This window comes from Streptomyces sp. SP18BB07 (assembly GCF_036322545.1).
Lineage (GTDB): Bacteria > Actinomycetota > Actinomycetes > Streptomycetales > Streptomycetaceae > Streptomyces > Streptomyces deccanensis.
In genome coordinates, this window is the sequence record NZ_JAQYWT010000189.1 from 1 (window position 1) to 332 (window position 332).

At 71.4% G+C, this 332-nt stretch carries 1 pseudogene; it reads left to right on the top strand.

The window, feature by feature from the left end:
* Nucleotides 1-228 (top strand): annotated as a pseudogene (locus PUR53_RS48040) (HAMP domain-containing protein); the annotation flags it as partial.
* Nucleotides 229-332: the final 104 nt, after the last annotated feature.

The window sequence follows — 332 nt, forward strand, 5'->3', positions numbered from 1 at the left end:
GCCCAGGTGACCACGGCCGTGGCCAACGGCGACCTCTCCAAGAAGATCGACGTGGACGCGCGCGGCGAGATCCTGGAGCTGAAGACCGCCATCAACACGATGGTCGACACCCTCTCCTCCTTCTCCTCCGAGGTCACCCGAGATCGGCCGAGCGTCGGGTCGGGGCCGAGGGTCCGCGGGGGGGGAGATCTCGGTGGGCGCCGGAGCCTTAAAAACGGGGTGCGGGGGGGGGGCGGGGGGGGGGGGGGGGTTGGGGGGGGGGGGTGGGGTGGTGTGGGGTTGTCTTTTTTTTTTTGTGGGGGTGTGTTGCCCCCCCCCCCCCCCCCCCCCCC